This is a genomic window from Cupriavidus sp. DF5525, assembly GCF_040149425.2.
In the GTDB taxonomy this organism is placed as follows: Bacteria; Pseudomonadota; Gammaproteobacteria; order Burkholderiales; family Burkholderiaceae; genus Cupriavidus; species Cupriavidus pickettii_A.
Genome location: NZ_CP168267.1, coordinates 645948 through 664082 on the forward strand (window position 1 = coordinate 645948; position 18135 = coordinate 664082).

At 63.2% G+C, this 18135-nt stretch carries 14 protein-coding genes and 3 pseudogenes; 10 read left to right on the forward strand and 7 right to left on the reverse strand.

The genetic code is table 11. From position 1 onward, the window contains the following. Positions 1-754: 754 nt before the first annotated feature. From ABNX08_RS37425 to ABNX08_RS37445, 5 genes are all read right to left on the reverse strand, one after another. Complete coding sequence (locus tag ABNX08_RS37425; protein WP_022540135.1) at positions 755-2260, reverse strand: DASS family sodium-coupled anion symporter; 1506 nt, start codon at positions 2258-2260, stop codon at positions 755-757. Between the two features lie 13 nt (positions 2261-2273). Then, positions 2274-2513 (reverse strand): hypothetical protein, encoded by a 240-nt coding sequence (locus tag ABNX08_RS37430; protein ID WP_349607528.1) that lies wholly within the window; start codon positions 2511-2513, stop codon positions 2274-2276. A 132-nt stretch (positions 2514-2645) separates the two neighbouring features. After that, positions 2646-3791, reverse strand: coding sequence for a DUF3300 domain-containing protein (locus tag ABNX08_RS37435; RefSeq protein ID WP_022540137.1), 1146 nt, complete (start codon positions 3789-3791; stop codon positions 2646-2648). Next, positions 3788-4726 carry a DUF2950 domain-containing protein gene (locus tag ABNX08_RS37440; protein ID WP_022540138.1) on the reverse strand — a complete coding sequence of 313 codons (939 nt, stop codon included), beginning with the start codon at positions 4724-4726 and terminating at the stop codon, positions 3788-3790. The genes ABNX08_RS37435 and ABNX08_RS37440 overlap by 4 nt, the downstream gene beginning before the upstream one ends. A gap of 15 nt (positions 4727-4741) precedes the next feature. Next, the gene (locus ABNX08_RS37445) at positions 4742-6184 is read right to left on the reverse strand and encodes an anion permease (RefSeq protein ID WP_041682294.1); all 1443 of its coding nucleotides are present in this window, start codon (positions 6182-6184) and stop codon (positions 4742-4744) included. 111 nt (positions 6185-6295) lie between these two features. On the opposite strand from ABNX08_RS37445, the gene ABNX08_RS37450 reads away from it, so the two are divergent. The 5 genes from ABNX08_RS37450 to ABNX08_RS37470 all read left to right on the forward strand — a co-directional run bounded on the left by ABNX08_RS37450 (position 6296) and on the right by ABNX08_RS37470 (position 10897). Further along, positions 6296-6934, forward strand: coding sequence for a 4Fe-4S dicluster domain-containing protein (locus ABNX08_RS37450; RefSeq protein WP_041682372.1), 639 nt, complete (start codon positions 6296-6298; stop codon positions 6932-6934). 14 nt (positions 6935-6948) lie between these two features. Beyond that, positions 6949-8598, forward strand: coding sequence for an FAD-binding protein (locus ABNX08_RS37455; protein WP_022540141.1), 1650 nt, complete (start codon positions 6949-6951; stop codon positions 8596-8598). Between the two features lie 20 nt (positions 8599-8618). Further along, a complete protein-coding gene (locus ABNX08_RS37460; protein WP_349607525.1) occupies positions 8619-9863 on the forward strand; it encodes an NADH-ubiquinone oxidoreductase-F iron-sulfur binding region domain-containing protein in 1245 nt (414 codons plus the stop codon). Positions 9864-10010: 147 nt separating this feature from the next. Beyond that, on the forward strand, positions 10011-10412 hold the full coding sequence (locus tag ABNX08_RS37465; RefSeq protein ID WP_041682373.1) for a hypothetical protein: 402 nt from the start codon (positions 10011-10013) through the stop codon (positions 10410-10412). Between the two features lie 110 nt (positions 10413-10522). Beyond that, positions 10523-10897: a hypothetical protein gene (locus ABNX08_RS37470; protein ID WP_349607522.1), complete on the forward strand. Its 375-nt coding sequence runs from the start codon at positions 10523-10525 to the stop codon at positions 10895-10897. Between the two features lie 14 nt (positions 10898-10911). On the opposite strand, the gene cax is transcribed toward ABNX08_RS37470, so the two are convergent. After that, on the reverse strand, positions 10912-11982 hold the full coding sequence (gene cax / locus ABNX08_RS37475; RefSeq protein ID WP_022540145.1) for a calcium/proton exchanger: 1071 nt from the start codon (positions 11980-11982) through the stop codon (positions 10912-10914). Between the two features lie 722 nt (positions 11983-12704). Here cax and ABNX08_RS37480 point away from each other — a divergent pair. The 5 genes and pseudogenes from ABNX08_RS37480 to ABNX08_RS37500 form a co-directional block, all read left to right on the forward strand. Further along, a pseudogene (locus tag ABNX08_RS37480) lies at positions 12705-13229 on the forward strand (lyase family protein); the annotation flags it as partial. 3 nt (positions 13230-13232) lie between these two features. Continuing rightward, a pseudogene (locus ABNX08_RS37485) lies at positions 13233-13892 on the forward strand (CHAD domain-containing protein); the annotation flags it as partial. 213 nt (positions 13893-14105) lie between these two features. Then, entirely contained in the window at positions 14106-15026 is a 921-nt protein-coding gene (locus ABNX08_RS37490) for a lysozyme inhibitor LprI family protein (protein WP_349607520.1), read from the forward strand. A 517-nt stretch (positions 15027-15543) separates the two neighbouring features. After that, positions 15544-15736: pseudogene (locus tag ABNX08_RS37495) on the forward strand (ferredoxin); the annotation flags it as partial. 311 nt (positions 15737-16047) lie between these two features. Continuing rightward, the gene (locus ABNX08_RS37500) at positions 16048-16941 is read left to right on the forward strand and encodes a MipA/OmpV family protein (RefSeq protein WP_022540151.1); all 894 of its coding nucleotides are present in this window, start codon (positions 16048-16050) and stop codon (positions 16939-16941) included. A 121-nt stretch (positions 16942-17062) separates the two neighbouring features. Here ABNX08_RS37500 and ABNX08_RS37505 read toward each other — a convergent pair whose 3' ends face one another. Beyond that, the gene (locus tag ABNX08_RS37505; RefSeq protein ID WP_349607518.1) at positions 17063-18124 is read right to left on the reverse strand and encodes a 3-keto-5-aminohexanoate cleavage protein; all 1062 of its coding nucleotides are present in this window, start codon (positions 18122-18124) and stop codon (positions 17063-17065) included. Between the last annotated feature and the right edge of the window lie 11 nt (positions 18125-18135).

Genomic DNA, 18135 nt, shown 5'->3' on the forward strand with positions numbered 1-18135 from the left:
GCGATAAGTGCGCCTTGGTATCCGCATTGGCTGAGTGCCGTGTAGTCACGAAGGGGCGGGCGCGCGTTGCGCCTGCGTCCCGCAGGTCATGCTGACTGCGCGGGAGGCGCGCGGGTGATGAGAAGGCAACTGCCCGTATAGGCAAGGGTGGCAGGCAATCAACGCGACCAGATGGGTGGCCGTAGGATCACGCCCAACCGTTTCACCCGCTCGGAATAAAAGACGCAGTAGAGTCGGGACTCGGCGGCGCGGTGGCTGCAATCACAAATGCGGTCGCGGGCGCGGTGGTGGAATACGTTCCGGCGCCAACTGCGCGTGTCATCGGCGCATTGAACGGACGTCGCGCATGATCCAGCCAGCTATTCAAGTTCCACCGACAGGCGGGGTAGCGCTAGGTTGTCCAGGACTCACCTTCGCCACCACCTTAGCCGTCGGCCGTTTGCTATTGCAACGCCGAGGTTAGCTGGGAGGACAGCCAAGATCGCCCGTCTGGCTTCGTCGAGCGGCCAACCCTCACCTACGCCTTCGCATCCCCGAGTGCTCCGAGGTGGAGCTCTCGGGCGCACTTGCAGAAAATGTGGTGCGTAGCGCAGGAAGGGGTTCCTTCTTCTCAGGGGGGGCCGAGACCAATGAGGCCGTGCCATCGTCCTCGCTGCTTACATTGAGTGAGACATAAAACGTGGAATTTGCGACGAGCAATTTGCCAAGTTGCGTGATGGTCTTCTCGAGGACCAGATCCGTCAAAGCTGCGCGCTCACCAGAAGCCAAGCACCTTCCACCAGACGCTCCCGACCACGGCAAAAATCAGCAACTCCACCACGCACATCACGAAACCGACGCGCCACCAGGTTCCCATCGTGACATAGCCGCTGCCGAAGATGATCGGCGAGGTGCCCGTCGCATAGTGGGTCAGCGTCATCATGATCGCCGAGCCGGCCGCCATCAGCAGCATGAACGGCACCACATACGCTGGCGGTATCAGATGGACTCCGACCGTCAGGAAGGCGAGCATCATCGCACTGATGTGCGCCGTCGTGCTGGCGAACAGGTAGTGCGAGAAAACGAAGACCGCCACGAGGATCGCGGCCGTGCCGCCCCAGCCAATGCCGCTGGCCACGATCGCGTCGCTCATGCCCTTCGAGAACCACCCGATCACACCTTGCTTGTTCAGTTGCTCAGCCAGCATGATCAGCGCACCGAACCATATCAGCGTGTCCCAGGCGCTTTTTTCGGACAGCACGTCGTCCCAGTCGATGGTGCCAGTAATGATCAGCACGAACAGGCCGACCAAGGCGACCACCGTCGGGTCCAGCGTTAGCGACGGACCGAACACCATCGCCGGAACGTTGGCCCACAGTAGCAGCAGCAGCGCAAAGGTGAAAATCATGACCATTTCCTTTGGCGACACAGGACCCATCTTCGCCATTTCGGCGTGCGCATATTCCACCGCATTGGGTGTGGCCTTGAGCTGCGGCGGCGACAACACATAGATCACGAGCGGCATCAGCAGCATGCATAGCAGGCCGGGCACCAACATGCAAAGCGCCCAGTCCGTCCAGCTCAGATGCAGATTCTGATTGGTCGCCTTGGCGATGTAGTCCACCACCAGCGGGTTCGGGGCGGTGGCGGTCACGAACATCGCCGAGGAGAGAGGGTTGGCGTGATAGTTGACCAACGCCAGGTAGGTGCCGACCTTGCCCTCAGTGCCCTTGGCCGGGTCCGAGTCGAATGCGTTGGCGATCGACTTCATGATCGGATGCACGATGCCGCCACCGCGCGCGGTATTGCTCGGTGTGAAGGGCGCCAGCACCAGTTCACAGGTGACCAGACCATAGCCGATGCCTATCGTTCGTTTCCCCATCAGGGAGATGAACATCAGGCCGATACGGGTGCCCAAGCCGGTCTTCTTCACGCCGCGGGAGATCAGGATGGCCACCACGATCAACCAGATTAGCGGACTGTCGAAGGCGGTCAGCGCATCGGCGATCGCCCCCTTGGACGAGGTCGAGGTCACCTGCGACAGCGAGAGGACCACGATCGCCATCATTGCCATCACCCCGATCGGCATGACCTTCAGGATGATCGCAACGATTGTTGTCAGAAAGATGGCAACCAGGCCCCAAGCCTTGGGCGTGAGCCCCTCTGGCACAGGCAGCAGCAGCAGGGTGACCAGCACGGCCGTCGTGATCAGGGCGGGGCCGAGTCGAAACGGGACCACGCTGTTGAAGTAGAGGAACGCCGCTTTCAGTCTTGTGAGCATTTTGCGATCCTTCTCAGAAGAGTTGGTGGAATTCTCGATAAACCCGTGGCTGCGCTCCGCCGCAATTGACCACCATCGGCAGCGACAGACATATCTCTGCCTTCGACTTCAGCATCACGATGCAGACTGTGAGAATGAGGTCGGTGTTGTGGACGATGGCCTGGAAATTTCGCGCGATGCACTGGCGATCCCACAGTGGATGGCACCCTTGCAGAGTCTGCCCAGACTTCACACCGACGCTGACGGGGATCACGATGATGTCCGCGTCCTGCGCGTTCTCGTAATCACCGGCATAGAGGGGCAGTGTCCCCAGAATTCAAACAGGACCGCCCACCCACCGACCACTGGAACGCGACCTACACCACTCCAAACGGGCATTGGTTCCCTAACGTCGTCCACCGCCACCTCGTCCGCCACCAAAGCCGCCCGCGCGTGCGCCACCGCCAAAGCCGCCGGCCCGGCCGGACCCTGAATGCAGGCTCTGGTTGCCGCGACTGACGTCGCGCTGCACGGCGCTGCCGCCACGGCCCACGCCCTGGAAGCCATTGTCCCGGCCGCCGGTTGCATGGCGCCCGCGGAATCCGGCGCGGCCCGACGCATCGGCCGTGCTCCTGCCGAATTTCTCGCGCGTGGCGTTGTCCCGATAGGCAACACCCTGCCGGTGCCGCGCATCATGCTGCCATCGGCCTTTTTCCAGCTTGCTGGCGTCAAAGTTGCGGTCGATATTGCGGGCCTTGTGGTGCTCCACATGGACGCCGCCGTTGTTCCAGTCGCAGTCGCCGAAGACGGCGATCGCCGCAGCCAGGCCGATGCCCCATGCGATGCCGCCGAGGAAGGCGTCGCCGGGATAGTAAGGCCCGTAGGGCGGCCAGTAGTAGTATGGATATCCGGCATAGCCCCAGCCGCCGTAGACAATGGCGGGGTCATACACCGGAACGTAGATCACCTCGGGATTCGCCGGTTCGATGCGCACGATCGTTTGCTGCGTGGCTTCGGTGGCCGTCGCGGGTTCCACGATCACGGTCTGCTGTGCGCCTGACTTGAGGTGACCGGCTTGCTGGGCGCGCACGCGCAGGCGTTGCACGGCAGCCAGCACATCCTTCTGCTGCGCCAGGAAGGCGTCTCCCAGCTTCTGGGTCCAGTCGAGCTTGTCACCCATTGGCCCAAGTATCTGCGGAAAGGCCACCAGCGATTTCACGCTGACGTCCCAGGACTCGTTCTGCACCGCCTTGACTGCGGCGTCGCCCTTCAGGTCCGGGTGTCCCTTGAGCCAGCGCGCGGCGAGGGCGACCTCCAGCGGATAGGTGGAAGCCATCAGCACCTGAGACAGCAGCGGATCGGGATAGAGCGCGATCGGGGCGACCAGCGCCTCGATTTCTTCCGCCTTGTAGGGAGCGGGTTCGCTCTGGGCCTGTGTCGTGCCGCCGCCAGGCAGCTCGGATGCCGGCTTCGCAGCTGGTGGGCTGGCGCTCTGGCATCCGCCCAGCGCCAGCACGCTGCAGCAAGCCATGGTCAGAATGCGATGCCTCATGGCGATACCCTCCGCCAGCCGGGCGCCGGGTCAAATGACTTCGTTGCCGCTGCCTTGGCCGCGCTGTTGGGTCCAAGGTCGCGTTCATACACTTGCCCTTTGTGGCTGACGATGAAGCTCATCACGCCGGTTTCGCCGTACCGCACCGGCCAGGCCATGACCGCAAAGCCGCCGAACAGCTTGCCGTCGACGACATAGTTCAGCGCACCGCCGTCGCCATGCGGCCCTTGCGCGGTCAGCAGCTTGTAGTGGTAGCCGTGGTAACCGTCCTTGCTTGCATTGCGCGTGCCGGCGTCACGGAAAGCCGGGCCCAGCGGGCTCGGTGAGTCATTCGAGGCGGTCGGCCAATAGAGCCCGTCGTGCTTGCCCGGGGAACTGGACAGCCTGTTTGCGTAGACCAGTCGCTTCTCGCCATCGTGCATCGTCTGGGCATACTCGGTTTGCGCATCGCAGATGGCCTGCATGGTCTGGATCACGGCAAGCTCGTTGCGGCCGATGCGGCGCACGCGCATTTCCTCGACGCCCGCCCGCGTGTCGAATTGCCAGCCGCTCGCCGATTTGACCAGCGGCACCGGCAGGGTCCAGCCATCGTCGCCGACAGCGATGAAGGCGTGCTTGTCCGTCTGCTGCAAGCGGTGCGACTGCGCCCAGGCACCGTTGAACCGGTTCCGCACTTCGGCACCGGCTGACGGAATGATGTCGCGGAAATTGGCGCCCAGCATGCGGCGCATGGCCGCTTCGTCGTCATTGCGCACCGCCTGCCCAAAGGCCGCCATCGCCGCATCGGGCGAGTCGAAGACCTGCCGCGCCAAGGCAAGCGCCGGGGTTAGCGCGAACAGGCAAAGGCAGGCCACCGCAGCGGCCGCGCCCGAGGAAACACCTCGAGGTCGCGCAATCGCCCGGTTCCGGGAAGAGGGGATCGTGTAGTGCAACATGGTCGAAGCTCCGTTTCAAAGCAGGAGCGGCACGCCGATCGCCAGGAACACGGCGATGTAGATCACGCCAAAAATGGCGCCAAGCCTCCAGTAGTCGCTGGCAGGGAGATGGCCGCTGCCGAAATAGACCGGGCTCGGACCGGTGCCGTAGGGTGTCAGGATGCCCATGAGGCCCAGCGTCAGGGCCAGCATCAGCGCAAAGGATTCCATCGGCATGCCGGGGATGGTCGAGCCGACGCTAAGCATGACCGGAAGCATCGCCGTCGTATGGGCGGTGACGCTGGCGAACAGGTAGTGCGTGAAATAGAAGACCAGCACCAGCGTCACCGCCGCCGTCATCGGCGAATGGCCGCTCATATGGCTTGCCATGGTGTCGGCAAACCATTTGACGAAGCCGGTCCGGCTCAGGCCGTCCGCCAGCGCGATCAGCGTCGCAAACCAGGCCAGGGTGTTCCAGGCCTGCTTGTTGGCGAGCATGTCGTCCCAGGTCACGACACCGGTCACCAGCATGAGGGCAATGACCATCAAAGCCGCAGTAGTCGCATTGACGTGCTTGTCCCCGAATATCCACAGCGCCAGCGCAATCAGCACCAGGACCGCGAGCAGCAGTTCGTGCCGGGTTGGCGGGCCCATCTTCTGGAGTTCCTGCGCCGCCCAGGCCGGCACCTCGCTGCCTTGCTTCACTTCCGGCGGATACAGCAAGTAAGCGAGGAGCGGTACGGCTAGCAACAGCAGGATCCCTACCGGCGCGAAGGCCATGAACCACTGCATCCAGCTCAAGTCGACCTGGACCGTCGTCCTGATCAGCTCGGCGGCGAGGAGGTTGGGCGCCAGTGCGGTGAGGAACATCGAACTCGTCACGCAGGTGGTGGCTATGGCGGTCCACATGATGTACGAGCCGATCCGCCGCGCCGACGGATCGTTTGGCTTCGAATCATAGAGCGGCGGCAGATTGCGGATGACGGGAAAGATCGTGCCGCCGCTGCGCGCCGTATTGGAGGGGGTGAACGGCGCCAGCAATGCATCGGCCATCATCACCGCATAGCCCAGCGTGAGCGTCCTGCGCCCGATCGCGCGGACGAGCAACAGTGCGATGCGCCTGCCCAGGCCCGTCTTCTCATATCCGAGGGCGAACATGAAGGCGCCAAAGATCAGCCACACCGTGCTGTTGGCGAACCCGGAAAGCGCCCAGGCGAGGGCCGCGTTCGCCGGGTTGAAGCCCGGTTTCGCGAGCTGCTCGGGGCTGTAGAACACCAATTCGCAGAACACGGTCACCAGCGTCACGGCGATCAGGCCGATCGCCGCGCCCGGAATGGGCTCAAGCATGAGCCCGACAATCACGCCGACAAAGATCGCGAAGTAATACCAAGTGTGCTGTGCCAGGCCCTCGGGGGCGGGAATGAGGGCGATCGCGATCACCGCAAGCAGCGGCGCGAGAGGTCTCCAGTAAGCCTGCATGCGACGCCCCCTTTGCAATGACCTCCCCTGTGCTAAGGTTTATATGACCTTTTCTGTGGAAACGCCAGTGTGGCGCTGACGACGCCGGGCGAAAGAGGCGACGCGATGGGACTGGTAGGCTTGAGTATCGAAGGACGCACGGTCGAAGCACCGGCAAACTGCTCCATCCTGCAGGCCTTCCTGCACGCGGGGGAAACGCTTGTCGAAGGCGTTGGCTGCATGGGCCAGGGGGTATGCGGTTCATGCCGCGTCATGGTGCGGCGCAGCGGCGAGCAGGATGTCAAGACCGCGCTCGCCTGCGAAACGCTGGTCGAAGAAGGCATGCAGGTGGCGTTCCTGGATTACTTCACGGCGTCGGAGCGGCACGTCTATCGCATCGAGGAGATCGGCGACAGCTGGGACGCCTTGGGGGCGATCGCTGAAGTATTCCCGGAGGCCGCCCATTGCCGTCACTGTAGCGGATGCGATCGGGCCTGTCCGAAGGGACTTGATGTTCAGGAGGGCGTGAAGTTCGCGGTGGAGGGCAAGCTGACAGCCTCGGGCCAGGTGTTCGACGAATGCGTCATGTGCAACCTCTGCACGCTGGCCTGCCCCGAGCATATCCGGCCCAACCATCTCGGCCTGTTCGTGCGGCGGATGATCGCGGCGCAGACGCTGCGGCCGGCCAATCTCATGCTGCGCCTGCAGCAGATCGAGAGCGGCGCGATGAAGATCGACTTCGACGCACCCGGCGCGCGGCCGCCGCGCTGACGGGACGAACAATCATGCCGGCTGGTATCCCCTACGAAGACGCGCGAAAGCGCTACCGTCCCGGCGTGGCGCCGGCGGTGCGCGGCGATGACATCTCCGCCGAAGAACTGCTCAAGGCCTATCACCCCGACCACGGGCCCAATGCGCGCGTGGCGCTGACCGTCGGCGTCAACCGCGGCGAGCCTTGTCAGCCGGATCTCGCCCGCTATCTGCAAGCCAACGCGCTGATCGACGACGTCGACATTGCCGGGGCGCAACTCGTCTCCACCGATGTGCTGATCATCGGCGGGGGCGGTGGTGGCTGCGCGGCGGCGCTGACCGCGGCCAGGCAAGGCGCGCAGGTGATTCTCGCCACCAAGCTGCGCCTCGGTGACAGCAACACCGTGATGGCCGAAGGCGGGATCCAGGCGGCCATTGGCGAGGACGACAGTCCCCAATTGCACTTTGAGGACACCTTGCGCGCCGGGCACTTCTGCGGCGAGCCCGAGTTGGTCGCGCAGATGGTGATGGATGGACCCGACGTGATCCGCTGGCTGATCCGGCTGGGCATGATGTTCGACCAGGAGGAAGACCGGCCCCTCGGCGGCAATCTTCTGCGCAAGAAGCCAGGGGGAGCATCGGCCGCGCGCATTCTCTCCTATCGGGACTACACTGGCCTGGAAATGATGCGCGTGTTGCGCGAGGCGGTGGACTTGGAACCCGGCATCGCGGTGTGGAACCGCTGCCCCGCAGTCGAGCTGCTGTCCGACGAGCGTGGCCAATGCGCTGGGGCGGTGATCTACAACCTCGAATGGCGCACCTTCGTGCTGGTACGCGCGCGCGCCGTGGTTCTCGCCACCGGCGGAGCGGGGCGCCTGCACCTGAATGCCTTCCCGACATCCAACCATTACGGGGCTACTGCAGATGGCCTGGTGCTGGCCTATCGGATCGGGGCGCGCCTGCGCGAGCTGGACTCGTTCCAGTACCATCCCACCGGCATCGCCTACCCGCCGCATCTGGCGGGCGGCCTGATCTCGGAAGCTGCCCGCTCGGCCGGCGCGAAGCTGATCAACGGCGAGGGCGAGCGTTTTGTCGATGAACTCAAGCCTCGGGACATCGTGGCCTCGGCAATCCTGCGCGAATGTGCGCAGGGGCGCGGCATCGAGCGGGGTGGCCAGGTCGGTGTCTTCCTCGACACGCCGACGCTGGAAATGGAGAACCCCGGCATCCTGGCCAAGCGGCTCGTGACGCTGCGCCATCTCGCCCACAAGTGCGGCCAGGATCCGTCCCAGGAGCCGTTCCTTGTCTACCCGACCTTGCACTACCAGAACGGCGGCGTGACCATCGACAAGGAGGGTGCGACCAGCGTGCCAGGGCTGTACTGCGTTGGCGAGGTCACGGGCGGCATTCATGGGCGCAACCGGCTGATGGGTAACGCGCTGCTCGATATCCTGAGCATGGGCCGGCGCGCCGGCGCCAGCGCGGCGCAAGCCGGGCGCAGCGTCATGGCCGCGCGCGCCGGAATCGGCCACGTGCACGCCTGGCAGCGGGAATTGACGCTTGCCGGGCTGCCCCTGCATGTCAAGGCACCGCAGCTCTTCCCTGGCTACGCGAATTTCGATCTGCGCGTCGACGCAGGGTTGCGCACCGGCGCGTGGGGCCGGGCGGTCGGCGGCACCCGGTAAGCGGGGCACGGAGCGCGCTGATGGAACAGCTCAATCAGGTTCTGCTCAACGAGGACATCCGGGTCGGCGCCGACCTGGATGCCTGGCTGGCCCGCGGCGGCGGCGAGGGGCTGGCACGGGCGCTGCGTGAGCCGACCGCGGTCATTGCCGAAATCGAGCAGGCGGACCTGCGCGGGATGGGTGGCGCCGGCTTCGCGACGCATCGCAAATGGGGACCGGTGGCCGCCGCAGCGGCTGGCGACAAGTACATCATCTGCAATGGCAACGAAGACGAGCCGGGGACGTTCAAGGACCGCTTCCTGCTTGAGCACACGCCGCACCAGGTGATCGAGGGCGCGCTGATCGCCGCGGCCGCCACCTGCGCCAACCATGTGGTGCTGTACGTCAATCCCCATCAGCCGCTGTCGCTGGCGAGGACGCGCGAGGCGGTGCAGCAATGGCAGGCACACCCGCAATTCGCCGAGCTGGCCGGGCTGGTCGGCGGACCGGTATCGCTTCGCGTACTACCCAGCTCAGGCTTGTATATCGGCGGCGAGGAAACCGCGGTCATCGCGAGCGTCGAGGGCGGGTTCCCGTTTCCGCGCCGCAAGCCGCCTTTTCCCGCCGAACACGGCGTGCATGGTGCACCGACCGTCGTCAACAATACCGAGACGCTGGCTCACGTACCAGGCATCTTGCGCAACGGTGCCCAGTGGTATCGCGGCCTCGGCATCGGCCATGCCGCGGGAACCAAGCTGTATTCGCTCTCGGGCGATGTCTTGCGGCCTGGCCTGTATGAGCTGCCGATGGGTACGAGCCTGGAGACGCTTGTGTTCGGGCATGGCGGCGGCATGCTCCAGGGCAAGGAATTCAAGGCCGTCTTTACCGGCGGGCCCTCCAATACCTTACTGACCAAGCGCGATCTCGACGTGGCGCTGGATTTCGATTCCGTACGGCAACGGCGTTCGCGGCTCGGGACCGGTGCGATGATCGTAGTCTCGGAAGGGACCAGCATCGTCCGCAAGGTCGCCGAGTACGTGAGCTTCTTCGCCCAGGGTTCGTGCGGTCAGTGCCCGCCGTGCAAGGGCGGAACCTTCCAACTGATGCGCCTGCTCAATCGGATCGATACGGGCCGCGGCGTGCGCGCGGACCTGGAATCGTTGGAAAACCTGTGCCGCATCCTTCCCGGTAGCGGTCGCTGCGGCCTGATCGATGGCGCCGTGACGGTGGTGGACAGTTCCCTCCATCAGTTCCGGGAAGAATACGAGGCGCTCCTGATGGCATAGGTCCAGCATCGAACGTCCGGTTTGCGAGGCGTCGCGCCATGCGAGCGCGCTGCCGTGCGCAGCGATGTCTTAGCGTCTTGTGGGTTCCCCGAACGACGGCCAAGCGGGTTTCCAATGGATGCGATGGGCGAGATCACGGAGCCAACCATGCACTACATTGCACCTTATTTGTTGTGCTTGTCGATGGCTTTAGTCGGGGCATGCGGCAACCCCGAGCAGCCGCCAGCCCCGGCAAGCGGTAAAGCACCCGTCGCCGCTGGCAGTGAAGCGGTTGCCATACCGCCGCCCCAGCGAGCCGATGACATGCCGCAGCAGGCTGGACCTGGCCGCTATCAGATCGTGAGTCATCCCCAGGTCCGCGCAGGCCCCTTCTTGCTCGACACGCAGACGGGTCGCATCTGGCAGTTGAGGGAATTCCCCGGACTCGAAGGCGCGCCGAGCGCGTGGCGCGAGATGACGATCATCGATGACAGGGGCGCAATGGGGATCACGACGGCACAGTTCCAGAAACTCTATCCGCCGCGGCATGCTGCGCCGCGGCGGCGGTAACGGGCGTGCCCTAATGCCAATGTCGCCGACGGCAGTCCTTTGAAGCATCGCGATGATCGTACGGCCGGCTCGTCCTTTGCCGCCGGCTTTGACCGGAGGAGGGTGTCACCATGATGCGCGTTCGCAATGCCCTTGGCTTCGCTGCCATGGTTGCGCTGGCGGGCTGCACCTACTATGGATATCCGGCCTTCGACCGCTCGTTCTACGCGGCTGCGGATGCCATGCGGGACCAGGGCCTGGCGATCACCACCCAGGAACCCGGCGCCGGCACGGTCGTTGGCACGAAAGACGGCGATGCCGTCACGGCCAGTGTCCGCCAGCAGGCCGACGGCAGCGTGCGGGTGGAATTCAATGCCGCCAGCCCGCGAGATCCCGGTCTGCTTGACCGTATTTCGCGCAGCTATGACCGTCGAATGGGCGCTGAAGCAGGCCGCGGCAGCTCTCGAGGCTTGCAGGGCACGGCAGGACTCTCGCGAAGCAGGTAAGGTTGCTTCGCGAGCTAGCGCGGCAGGAAGAAGAACGTGAGGGCGAGGGCAAAATAGACGACCAGGAGCTGCGTGCCCTTGAACCAGTCGGCGTGTCCGTCGCTCGCCATTTGCGCCGTGACCAGCACGGACAGGACCACCATCAGGACCAGGGCGGGACGAAAGGCCAGGTCCATCGGGGCCGGACCGAGAAAATGGCTCGTCAGTACCAGCACTGGCGCGACAAAAAGTGCCACCTGGACGCTCGAGCCGACCGCAATGGAAAACGACAGGTCCATGCGATTTCTCATGGCTGCGCTAATGGCCGATGCATGCTCGGCTGCATTTCCGAGGATCGCCACCACAAAGGCACCGACGAATATGTCGCTGAGGGCGTAGTCGCGCATCATGGGGCCGAGCGCACCCACCATGATCTCGCTCATCCACGCCGTCCCTACGGTGGCTGCTGCCAGTATTGCTATCGCCCGCGCTACGGATGAGGAGGGCTGGTTCTCCACGCCTTCCAGGGCAACGGGCTCTGCTTCGTATGCACTGCGGAACAGCGCAGGGTGAGTGACCAGCGAGAACACCAGGTACAGCGCATAGACGACCAGAAGCGCGACGGAAATCCAGGCGCTGAGCCGGTACAGCACCGCTGTCGTGCCCTCTACCGCTTCGAAGCTGGCCGGCAGGATCAGCGCGATCGCCGACAATATGAGCATGGTCGCCTGGGAACGCGCGCCGCGCGGGTTGAAGCTTTGCTCGGGATAGCGAATGCCGCCTGCGAGCATCGCGGCGCCAAACACCAGCAGCATATTTCCGACAATGGAACCGACGATGGAGGCTTCCACCACCTGATGGAGGCCGGCACGCAAGGCGACAAGTGCGATGATAAGTTCAGCCGCATTGCCGAATGTCGCATTGAGCAGTCCCCCGACCGCCTCGCCCATGCGCTCTGCGAGTTGCTCGGTGGCATGGCTCATCCGTCCCGCGAGCGGCAGGATGGCCAGGGAGGAAGCGATAAAGATCAGGAGGTGGTGATCGGAAGCAAGGAATTCCAGGGCGATTGCGATCGGAACAAAGATGAGAAGCAAATTCATCCACATGGCTTGCCTCCTTCGTCCAGTGATGACAGCTCGTCCTCAAAAGGTCTTCTTATCGCCTACTGGGGTTACAGGTAAGAGACAAAACAGCTTTGCAGAGCCGCGCCCAGTTTACACCGCGTCCGGCCAACGGCCAACGAAGTAGCGTGTCTGCGATCGTGAGATCAAGGACTGCCGACCTAGCTGCACCCCACGCCACGCATGATGCAGGGCACAGAAAGCGGGACGCAATGTTTCACTGCTAGCTTTGCTGTGTACCCAAATCTCGATGGGAAGTCTAGTCGGCTAGCCAGCCGCTCCATGGGACCGGCCATGGGTTGACAGCCCGCCAATGCAGCCATTACGACTTGTTTTCTGGGCCACGTTGGCAGACCGAAGTCTTCCCACGCATTCATGATTTGATTCGGCGCTACGCCTAATTTCGCCGTCGGCCCCCGCCCATAGGCAAGAATTCACGGTTCTCGAAAGCGTGTGCCCGAGCATGGGCACACCAGCAGAGATGCTCGAGAAGCGCCCCTCGTGGCGGTTCTCGTATTTTTGATTAATTCCGCGACCACTACCCGTCTTACGTGACTTCCCGCCCCCGGGGCGGATAAGTTCTGGGAGAACCTCTTGGCTGGACTAATCTTGTGTTATCCCGTCGATGGTGCCCGCCGGCGAGCGGACAGACCCGGCTTCGACGCCATGGGGCCGAGCCATGAATATTCAATCTAATGGGGTGAGCGATGACCGAGCACGTGAGAATGGAGCGCGACACATTCGGCGAGATCGCCGTGCCGGCCAGCCAGCTGTGGGGCGCGCAGACGCAGCGCTCGCTCCAGAATTTCCGCATCTCTTCAGAGAAGCAGGCGCCCGAGCTGATCAAGGCGCTTGCATGGATCAAGCGCGCGGCGGCCGAGGTCAACCTCGAACTCGGCGTGCTCGACGAGCAGAAGGCGCGGGCCATCATGGCGGCCGCAGACGAAATCGTCGCCGGACAACATCCGGATGAGTTTCCGCTCGCGGTCTGGCAGACCGGTTCCGGCACGCAGACCAACATGAACCTGAACGAGGTGATCGCGAACCGGGCAAGCGAACTGATCGGCGGCGAGCGCGGCGAGGCGCGCAAAACTCATCCTAACGACGACGTCAATCGCGGCCAGTCATCCAACGACGTGTTTCCGACCGCGATGCACGTCGCCGCAGGGCGCGCGGATGGGGTACTGGCCGCGGCGAAGGCGGTTGCCGCCGAGGCCCGGCAGCGCGCCGCCCAAGCCGTGAATTCCGAGCGCTACACACGGCTGATCCTGACACTGAGCCATTGGTTGGGCAGCGCGGACTGGCGTCATGGCCTTGACGAGGCGCAGCGCGCGGCACTCACCGAACCTGTCCGCGAGTTTCCCCTGACGACGTTACGCGAGCGGCAACGCAGGCTGCTCAAGCGGGGGCGAGGCATGGCAAAGATTGACGAGCAGCGGCGCCATCGTGCGCGTATCGCTGCAACGAAGCTGCGTTACGCGACCGAGTTTTTCGAATCTTTGTTGCCCGCGAACAAAGTGAGCCGCTATCGTCGGCAACTGTCGCGCCTGCAGGATGACCTGGGATGGCGCAATGATATGGCTGTTGCTGAGGGCTTGTTGCTCCGCCTGGGAGCGGAGCGCCAGCAACTGGCCATTGGCCTGGCTATGCGCGCGGCTATATCGCAAGATGTCTCAGCGCTGACGGGGAGCCGCTGCGCCGCCTCTGGAAACGATTCAAGGCGGCTAGCCTACCTGTTTAGCGCAGCAGATCGCCCGAACTCCGTCACGGGCGTTGTGGACATCTTGAGTTCGCGCGCCGCGACGGCTCCGACTTGGGGTGATCGTACTTTCCGTGTAAAAAGTGGCGGTAGCAGGGCTCGCAGCCGCCTGTGGCAAGGCTTCTCGCCGCAATGAGTCTCGCGCGATCTGTGTATGTGTAAGTCCTTGATGGATCGGCACTTTCCGGGACAAACTGCCAGAAAATGCACGGAAAGTACGATCACCCCATGTAGGGCTACGTGCACTCGGCAAGGTCTCATTTCCGAACAACTCGCGGGCACATAGATAGCCTTCCTTCCCATTGAAATGGACAAGGCGTTCGGCTTCTGACATTCCGAGGAGAAGCGTATGCGCAGCACTCAGCACCCAACAGCCAAGGACGCGGCGGCGCAAGGCTTCATCCAACGGTTGTTTTCTTGGCTCTGTTTCACTGTGCTTATGTTTCCCGGTGTTGCGCTAGGGATGGACTTCAAGATCTACTACCAACCCCAACTTAAGCTGAAAATGCTTATCGGGGATGGGAGGATTCAGGAAGGTGATGCAGAGAAGTTTCTGGCGTTCGCCAAAATGGCTAACCGTGATGACGAAGGACTCGTTACCCTTGTTTTAAATAGTCCAGGAGGAAATGTTGAGGCTGCTTTCCGAGTCGTCGATGCAATGGATAAAGTTCGCGTCTATACAACAGTTCCAGATAATGCCAGGTGCGCGTCCGCTTGCGCTTCCATCTTGTTCGCTTCAGGGGAACGCCGAAGTGTTGTTGGTACTGGGATGCTCGGTTTTCACAGTTGCTACCGGCGCGATGGGCGAACCTACGCCGAGGACTCGCTTTGCAACGAAATAATCGCGGCAAACGCAATGCAAAGAGGGGTCAGCCACGCGGGCATCAATCGTTTCGTTAAGCAATATGGTGCGCGAGACATGGCATGGGTCGGGCGCCACGTCGCTTGTAAGTCGCTGCAAGGTCTCTGTAAGCCAGGGCTACTGGAAACTCAATACGAGACGAAGACTGCGTTGATTCAAAGTTTTGATTGCAGCAAGCTCATATCTGTTCAAGCGCAGCTTATTTGTGGGGATGCGGAACTTGCCCGTGTCGATAAAACATTGGCAGAAATCTACAATCAAATGATAAAAACATCGACAAACAAGACACGGTTACGAGCGGATCAACGAGCATGGCTTCGCGATTCTCGCAACGCCTGTGGCGATAAAGCTTGTCTACTACGAAGCTATCATCTCCGCATCGATGAACTAAAGCGGATGCGGTCGTAATGACGTGTCGATTGACGTTTGCCATGCTTAACCGCCAGAGCGGGAGCGTCACCCGGCGCCGCAGCAAAACCGCGTTCCTGAGAGGCGCGCGCGACATGAGGTGATTCCGCCTGCTCACCGTACCCTCGCACCACGCCTCGCTGACACGCGTCTAGATGCGCTGGCGGTCGACCAGAATCGCCAGAAACCGTGCAGTGCCGTCAATCGCGGTCCAGGCATGGTTGGTACCGCGCTGATTTACCACATCTCCCGGCACGAGCTCCGTCTCCGCGATTTCGAGGATCGCCCGGCCTTTGAGCCGAGGACGATCTTGGGTTCCCGCATGGCATACCTCCGTCGTGCCTGGATAATCGAATACCTCAACCAGGCGCCGGTCCGTGCGCGGCCAACTTATAGGTGGGGCGAAACCCCTGTGGGCAGGCGGATAACCTTCCGTATGCTATGGCTTATATGACCTTTTCGGCAGAAACGCCAGTGTGGCGTCGGCGCCGCGACACGGCAGAGTGCGACGATGGTACTGGTACGCTTGAGCATCGAAGGACGCCAAGTCGAGGCGCCGGCCAACTGTTCTCCTGCAGGCCTTCGTGCATGCGGGCGAAACGCTTGTCGAGGTGAAGACTGCACTGGCTTGCGAGACGCTGATCGAAGATGGTATGGAGGTCGCCTTCCTCGATTACTTCACCGCCCCGGCACGCCACGTCTATCGCATCGGCCAGAGATTGATCATGGCCCGTCGCCCGTCTGCCTGGCTAATCGACACAGTGGCAATCCTGGGACGCAATGCCTCCGGACGCGCGGCGCGGGCGGGGGACGCGACAGCGGATTCCAGGGCGTAGGCAGCGGTGGCAGCGAATTGCAGTGCGACATCAGTTGCGGCAAAACGAGCCTCGGCTCAGGGTCGCGCGCGGCGAGCGGTGGCGCCCGGGGCGGCTTTGGCGGCCGAATCGGTGGAGGCTTTTGCGGCGGGCGCGGCGGTGGTGGCCGACGCTAGCGAATGAATACCTGACTCCGGAGGGAATCGATGGACTTGGCGACAAGGCGACATACCAAAGACCTGCATCCGGCTCCACACTCCCCGGCCCGGCACTTTCTCCTTCTACGCGGCCCGGCCCCTCCGTACAGGCAGGCTATCGCCGGCACGATCCTCGCGCTTGCCGCCCACGGCTCGCAGGCGCTGCCGGTGGACCTGCCGGGTGCTATCCCCAACTTTTTCGGCATCGGCATCGGGTCGACCACGCAGTACGCCGGCGGCAACGAACGGATGATCGGCGCAGTCCCGGGCCTGCGCTATACGACCGACGGCGGCAAGCTGCTCGAATGGTATGGCCCGTATGCGCAGTTCAACTTCGGCAGCCTGACGGGCTGGCAGTACGGGCCTGCCGTCGCGCTGCGTCTCGGGCGCAACAACGTCGACGACCCGGTGGTGGCGAAAATTCACGAGATCGACACCACCGTCGAGGCCGGCGGCTACTTCGGCTACGAGTACATCCACGCCGGGGGCATCCCCTTCCGTCTGCGCGGCAGCATCAACGTCATGACCAATGCCGGCATCGTCTACGGCGGCCCGCGTGTGATGACGAATGGCAGCCTCTGGGTGCCAGTACACCACCGCGTGCTGCTGGGCCTCGGGCTCGGACTGACGTGGACAAGCGGCAGCTTCAACCGGACCTACTACGGCGTGACGCCCGAGGACAGCGCGGCCAGCGGACTCCCCGTCTACACTCCGGGCGGCGGACTGCAGCAAGGCACCGGGTGGCTGGCAGCCGTCTACCAGATCGACAGGCACTGGTATGCCGGCGCAATGGTCTACATGCAGCGCATTGCCGGGAGCGCCGCTGACAGCCCGATCGTCAGCCAGCGCGGCACCCGCAATCAGATCACCTATGGCGCAGGTCTGGCTTATGCGTGGCAATAGATCAAGCGTCGGCATTGAACTTCGGCAAAGGCTGATATCCATCCCCGGATCGCCCCCGGACCGGGTCTGGGCGATCCGATACCGAGGCAGTCCCTAAGCCAAGCGAGCCGGGCGAGGCACATCAACGGCGCGCGTGCTGAGTGAGGCCGACCTGACCGGGCTTGCGGTTCGGCGCAAAGCCATTCTCCGCCAATGTCTCATCAGCGCTGTCGTAGAACGTGCCGATCTTGTAGATCTCACGCGCTTCCTTCGCGCTGGCGACGTCCCGGCCAAATTCACGCGAGATGCGCACGAGCTGCTCGATCTGTTCGACCGTGCCCATCTTGCGGTCCCGTCGCTGCGTCCAGATGTTGTCCTCGATACCACAACGCACGTGCAGGCCCATGGCGATCGCCATCATGTTGAGGGGCAGCACGTTGAGCATCGAGGTTTCCAGGGTCAGCACCGAGCCGTTCGGGCAGGCCCGCACGAAGTTTGCCAGGTTGTAGAGGTTAGGCGCCTCGAAGCCGCCGCCGATCGCCACCCAGGTCAGGATCAGGGGCACATTGCAGGTGCCCCGGCGTATCATCCGCTCCACCGTCTCCAATTGCGCGATGCTGGCGAGCTGGAAGTGCGTCTGGATGCCATTGCTGCTGAGCCGGCGGATATGTTCTTCCACCCATTCCGGTCCGGCGGGGATGGTCATCTCGCGATAGGCGCGGTAGTTCGCCGGCTCAGCGAGGGAGGTGCCGGCAACGTCGGCTGCGCACATCTGTTCGACCACGTTCATCTGGTTGGTGTTGATCGCGATCGTCACCTGGTCCGGCGTCGGCTTCAGTTCCGCCAGCATGTGGCGGGTATCGTCCGACAGCCACTTGGCCACATCCCCTTCGTTCTCCGGCGCGAACGAGATCGACCCGCCAACCTGCAGGATCATGTCCGGCACCCGGGCGCGGATGCCGGCAAGCAGTTCATTGAACTTGGACAGGCGCTTCGAGCCCTTTCCATCCGCTTCGCGCACGTGAACGTGCAGCACGGTAGCGCCGGCGTTGTAGCAGTCCACAGCCTTCTGGATCTGTTCCTCCATCGTCACCGGGATGTCGTCCGGAAAATCGGAGGGCTGCCATTCCGGACCATAAGGGGCTGCGGTAATGACAAGCTTCTGCTGATTTTCAGGAAACAGCGAACCGTCGATGAAATCCATGTCTCTCTCCT